Origin of the sequence: Hamadaea sp. NPDC051192 (assembly GCF_040682475.1) — a bacterium.
In the GTDB taxonomy this organism is placed as follows: domain Bacteria; phylum Actinomycetota; class Actinomycetes; order Mycobacteriales; family Micromonosporaceae; genus Hamadaea; species Hamadaea flava.
The window spans coordinates 1-5241 of sequence record NZ_JBFBAZ010000255.1 but is presented as its reverse complement, the minus strand read 5'-3'; the positions used below and the strand labels follow the sequence as shown (position 1 = coordinate 5241).

The window sequence follows — 5241 nt, the reverse complement described above, 5'->3', positions numbered from 1 at the left end:
GCCGGCACCTCGGCCACGACGGTGACCCGGTTCTGCCGCGACGTCGGCCTGACCGGCTACCACGAGCTGCGGCTGCTGCTGGCCGTGGCGGTCGACCGGCAGCAGTCGGCCGGCCGGCACGTGCCGATCGGCGCGGAGACCGACATCGCGCCGGAGGACAACTTCCCGGCCATCACCCAGAAGATGGCCCACGCCGCGCAGCGCGCCATCCAGGACACTGTGGACACGTTCGACCTGGAGGCGCTGTCGGCGGCGGTCGACGCCCTGAACCGGGCGCACCGGGTCTACCTCTACGGCGTCGGCTCCAGCGACGTCGTCGTGGCCGACCTCGACCACAAACTGTCCCACCTGGGGCTCACCTGTCTGGCGTACTCCGACGTGCACCGCGCGGTCGCGTCCGCGGCGCATCTGAGCGCCCAGGACGTCGTCATCGCGGTGTCGCACTCGGGGCGCACCGTCGAAGTGCTCGACCCGGTCCGCGTGGCGAAGCAGCGGGGCGCCACGACCCTGGCCATCACCAACTACCCCCGCTCACCCCTGGCTGAGATGAGCGACATCGTGCTGGCCAGCGCCGGACGGGAGAGCATCTTCTTCCGCACCGGCGCGACCGTCAGCCGGATCGCTCAGCTCTACGTCGCCGACTGTCTGTTCGCCGCGCTCGCGCAGCGTCGCGGTGATCAGACGTGGGAGGCGTTCGACCGCGCGCACGACGCGGTCTCGTCCCGACACTCTGCAGGCAGGACCAACAACCGTGTACGTGGAAGTCGAACCTGACGCTCCGACCGAACGCCGCAACCCGTCCTCCGACCGGATCGACGAACTGCCGCTGGCTGACGTCCTGCGGCTGATCAACGAGGCCGACGCGACCGTGCCGGCGGCGGTGGCGGCGGTACTGCCCCAGATCGGCGAGGCCGTGGAGGCCGGCGTCCGCGCCCTGGCCGGCGGCGGCCGCATCCACTACTTCGGCGCGGGCACCTCCGGCCGGGTCGCGTTCGCCGACGCCGCCGAGCTGCGCCCGACCTACGCGCTGCGACCGGACCAGGTCGTCCCGCACGTCGCGGGCGGGGTGGACGCCCTGTGGCGGGCCGCCGAACAAGCCGAGGACGACGACACCGCCGGGGCGCGCGACGCCTCCGACGTCCAACCCGGCGACCTGGTGCTCGGCGTGGCCGCGAGCGGCGGCACCCCCTACGTCGGCGGCGCGCTGCGGCAAGCCCGCAAGCTCGGCGCGACGACCGGGCTGATCACGTCGAACCCGCGGGCGTCGCTGGCCGAGCACGCCGACATCTTCATCGCCGCCGACACCGGCCCGGAGATCATCACCGGCTCGACCCGGATGAAGGCGGCCACCGCGGCGAAGCTGATCCTCAACACGTTCTCGACCGCGCTGATGGTCAAGTACGGGCGGACCTACGGCAACCTGATGGTCTGCGCCGTGCCGACCAACGCCAAACTGCGCCGCCGCGCGGTGTGGACGCTGTCGGCCGCCGCGCACGTCGACGGAGACCTCGCCGCCGAAGCGCTGGCCGAATCCGGCGACGACCCGTCGGTGGCGTTGCTCATGCTGCTGGCCGCACCCGACCACCAGCTCGCCGACGTCGACGCCGCACGGCAGGCGCTCACCGAGACCCGTGGGGCGATCCGGCCCGCGGTCTCCCGCCTCACCGCCCCCTGACGCTCCGCTTACGCGGCGCTTACGCTCCGCTGGTGGCCGCTGTGCTTTGGCGGCAGATCAGGGATATGCCTGGAATCTTGGTCCAAGATCGCAGGCATATCCCTGATCTGCTGCTTATCCGTGCCCATCCAGGGCCCGACCGGGGCAGGGAGGGCGGGTCAGATCGGGTTGGGTTCCAGTAGCTCGGTGAACCAGCCCCAGACGCCTTCGCCGTACTCGGAGAGCAGTTTCTCGTCGGCGTCGCGCAGGGAACGCCGATAGGACAACGCCCGGCTGATCTTCGTCACGGTCAGCGCGGCGTCGACCCAGCGGACCAGGTCCGTTCGTGCGTGCTCACCTGTCCACGCCTCCAGGTACGCGTCCCGCAGCCGGACCAGCAGCGGATCGCCCTCCTCGACCTCGGCCTTGCGGGCGGCGACTCGCAACGTCACCAGCAGCGTCCCGAACGGGTGCGCCACGCTGGCATCGCCCCAGTCGAAGAAGGCATGCTTGTCGCCCCGGACGAGCACGTTGGCGTCGTGCAGATCGTCGTGCTGCAACGTCGGGCCGATCCCGGACGCGACGAGGTCCTCGGCGGCCCGCTGCACGACCGGCCGCATCGCGGTCAGCGCGTCGACCTGGTCGGCGACGTTGGCGCGGACGAACGGGTCGTTCAGCAGCAGGTCGAACCACTCCGGCAGCCGCTGCGGCCGCAGGTCGGGCGTACCCACGGCGAGGAGGTCGGCCACGTGCGGCGTGAGGCTGCGCTGGATGTCGGCGTACTCGCCGAGCATCCGCTCCCACACCTCGATCCGGAACTTGCCGTCCTCGTGCGCCCGCAGCGTCACGCCGCCGTCCGGGCTGAGCGACCAGCCACGCCCGGCGTCGACCGCGAGCGGGACCACGACGTGCGCCGGCACGAGCGTGCCCAGCAGCCGCAACAGTCCCGCCTCGTACGCCGTGTCGGCGAGGTTGAGTTTGAGCCACATGTCCCCGGCGCCAGTAGTGATCTTGGCCACCTGGGACCAGGGATATCGGTGGGGCCACGTGACCTCGTGCACGCTGATCCCGCGTGCTGTGAGCTCCGTCGTAGCCCAGTCTTCCGGCCGCAATTCGTTCACACCGGGAAGCTACCGTTGACCAGTGCCGTTGGTCAGCTTGTTTACCGTCGTCGTCGCCCTCGCCGCCGCGAGCGCGATCGGCGTCGCGTGGAGACGGCGAAACGGCCGGTTCACCGCCCAGACCCCGGGGGAGGTCCCGATGCTGCGCGAACTCGGCTGGCAGCCGGGCACACCGCTGACCCTGCTGCAGTTCTCGTCGGCGTTCTGCGCCCCGTGCCGGGCCACCCGCGCCCTGTGCGAGCAGGCCGCGAAGACCGTCGACGGCGTACGCCACGTCGAGGTGGACGCCGAGTCGCACCTCGACGCCGTCCGCGAACTGGGCATCATGCGTACGCCGACGGTGCTGCTCGTGGACGCCGCCGGGACGATCGTCCGCCGGGCCAGCGGGCAGCCGACCCGTGCCCAGCTGGTGGGAGCGATCACCGCGGTTCTCGGCGAGTTCACAACCGCCCAGTAACTTTGCGTTCATGCAGCTCGACGTCCGTGGACCGCGCTTCGCGGCGGTAGTCACCACGGTGGTTCTCATCGTGATCGCGCTCACCCGCAGCGGCTGGCTCGCCGCCGCCCAGGCGGTCGTGTTCGCCGTCGGCGCGGTCAGCGCCCGGCACGCGCCCTACGGGGCGCTCTTCCGTGTCCTGGTCGCGCCCCGGCTCGGCCCGCCCCGTGAAGTCGAGCCGGCCGAGCCGGTCCGGTTCGCGCAGGCCGTCGGGTTCGTCTTCGCCACTGTCGCGGCGGTCGGCTTCCTGTCCGGTGCCACCGCGGTCGGTCTGGTCGCGACGGCTTTCGCGCTGATCGCGGCGTTCCTCAACGCCGCGTTCGGGCTGTGCCTCGGCTGCGAGGCGTACCTGCTGTTGCGCCGGGTCACCGGGCCGCGTCGCGCCTGAACTCCGCCCGCCACCGGGCACTGGCGCCGTCGGCGTCCGGCAGCATCTCCACCTGCTCGGCCGTCAGGCCGTTCGCGGTGAACAGCTCGATGTCCGCGCGGGTCAGCGGCCACGGCGGCCCCTCGGGCACCGGGCCGTCCGGTCGCCACCGCTGGATCACGATCAGCCGCCCGCCCGGCGCCACCGTCTCGCAGATCGCCGCGACGGCCGCCTCGCGCAGGCGTACCGGTAGCGCTTGCACCGTGAAGATCTCGACGACCAACTGGTACGCCTGACGCCACGCCTCGGGCAACTCGAAGAGGTCGGCGGCGACATAGTGGACGGCCGAGCCGGGGAACCGGGCGCGTACGCCCGCGATGGCGCTGGGGGAGACGTCGAACGCGGTGACCTCGAAACCCCGGGCGGCGGCGAACTCCGCGTCGTCGCCGTAACCGCAGCCGATCACGAGCGCCGGTTCGCCGTGCCCGTGCAGCTCGACCGCGTCGGCCCACTCCACCAGCAGCGGGTGCGGGACCTTGCTGTCCCACGGCACGGCCGCCGTCCCGGCTTCGGCCTCGGCGTACAGGCGCTCGAACCAGCCGGTCGCGTCGTTGTTCGCGGCGGCCTCGGCGGCCAGCGCGCGGGCGTGCTGATCGGGATCGGTCATACCCCGATGCTAGCGTTGCCCCGTTTCGCCCGGATGCTCAGTCGGCGCGACCGGGGCCGGAGTGCCGGCGCCCTCCCAGACGAACTGTCCGAACGACCACGGAAGGGCGGCTGTCCCGACGGTCAGCAGGATCGCGCCGAGCAGCCGCAGGACCACAATGGTCGTCCCGGTACGCCATCCGCCGGTCAGCCACCATGGCGCCAGCCCGGCGACCAACTCCGGTGCGACGACCAGGAACAACAGGCTGCCCAGCGCGGCGCGCCACCGATCCGGCTCGTTCCCCGGCATGGCCCGCAGGGGAGTCCCGCCCTCCCCAGTGGACGGCCCCCGCACCCGTACGCTGACCGTTCGGCGCGAATCACTCACCTTGCGGGCGAGTGCCGGAAAGGGCGGCGAACCTCACGATGTCCGATGGAAATTCCTAAGTTCCCCCGGACTTGAGAGGCGTCAGTGTCTGACAACGAGGCCGCCGACCTCCCGCTCGACTCTCGAGCAAACCCGCCGCGCGACGATCGCGGCCGGTACATCAACTGGCGTCGCCGGGCTGCTGCCGCCGCGGCTGCGGAAGCGGCCGCGGTCGCCGCTGCTGCCGCCGCCGCGTCCAACGCCCCGCCGGCGGACGCCGCCGCGCCGGCCGGAACCCCCGACCCGGCCGGCGCTCCCGAACCGGCCAGTACGCCTGAGCCGGTCGAGACGCCGCCGCCGGCCGATGCCGCCGAGGCCGCCGAGGCAGCGGACGCTCCGACCGAGCAGGTGTTCGCCGCCGAACCGCCGGCCGAACCCGCAGCCGCGGAAGCCACGCCGGCCGAACCGGCCGTGGCTGAACAGCCCGCACCGGCAGACCCGGCGCCCGTCGCCGCACCTGTCGCCGCCGCGGCGGTGAGCGAGCCGCCGGCTACGGAGACGCCCACTCCGCCGCCGACCGAGCCCCCGGCC

At 72.5% G+C, this 5241-nt stretch carries 8 protein-coding genes; 5 read left to right on the top strand and 3 right to left on the bottom strand.

All coding sequences use genetic code 11. The features are described 5' to 3' along the window. Both AB0M47_RS42015 and AB0M47_RS42010 read left to right on the top strand, forming a co-directional pair. The coding region (locus AB0M47_RS42015; protein WP_363424448.1) for a MurR/RpiR family transcriptional regulator at positions 1–774 on the top strand (774 nt) is incomplete at its 5' end. Further along, entirely contained in the window at positions 758–1675 is a 918-nt protein-coding gene (locus tag AB0M47_RS42010) for an N-acetylmuramic acid 6-phosphate etherase (protein WP_363424445.1), read from the top strand. The genes AB0M47_RS42015 and AB0M47_RS42010, both read left to right, overlap by 17 nt. A 158-nt stretch (positions 1676–1833) precedes the next feature. On the opposite strand, the gene AB0M47_RS42005 is transcribed toward AB0M47_RS42010, so the two are convergent. Further along, positions 1834–2775: a phosphotransferase gene (locus tag AB0M47_RS42005; protein ID WP_363424443.1), complete on the bottom strand. Its 942-nt coding sequence runs from the start codon at positions 2773–2775 to the stop codon at positions 1834–1836. A gap of 22 nt (positions 2776–2797) precedes the next feature. Between AB0M47_RS42005 and AB0M47_RS42000 the strand changes: the two genes are divergently transcribed. Both AB0M47_RS42000 and AB0M47_RS41995 read left to right on the top strand, forming a co-directional pair. Further along, positions 2798–3232 carry a thioredoxin family protein gene (locus tag AB0M47_RS42000; RefSeq protein WP_363424441.1) on the top strand — a complete coding sequence of 145 codons (435 nt, stop codon included), beginning with the start codon at positions 2798–2800 and terminating at the stop codon, positions 3230–3232. Between the two features lie 10 nt (positions 3233–3242). After that, a complete protein-coding gene (locus tag AB0M47_RS41995; protein WP_363424439.1) occupies positions 3243–3659 on the top strand; it encodes a DUF4395 domain-containing protein in 417 nt (138 codons plus the stop codon). Here the strand turns inward: AB0M47_RS41995 and AB0M47_RS41990 are convergent. Together AB0M47_RS41990 and AB0M47_RS41985 are read right to left on the bottom strand one after the other, a co-directional pair. Continuing rightward, positions 3637–4305, bottom strand: coding sequence for a class I SAM-dependent methyltransferase (locus AB0M47_RS41990; protein ID WP_363424438.1), 669 nt, complete (start codon positions 4303–4305; stop codon positions 3637–3639). The two genes, AB0M47_RS41995 and AB0M47_RS41990, sit on opposite strands and share 23 nt — an antisense overlap. 9 nt (positions 4306–4314) lie before the next feature. Next, a complete protein-coding gene (locus AB0M47_RS41985) occupies positions 4315–4593 on the bottom strand; it encodes a hypothetical protein (protein WP_363424436.1) in 279 nt (92 codons plus the stop codon). 162 nt (positions 4594–4755) lie between these two features. Between AB0M47_RS41985 and AB0M47_RS41980 the strand changes: the two genes are divergently transcribed. Continuing rightward, on the top strand, positions 4756–5241 hold a 486-nt coding region (locus AB0M47_RS41980; RefSeq protein WP_363424434.1), incomplete at its 3' end, for a hypothetical protein.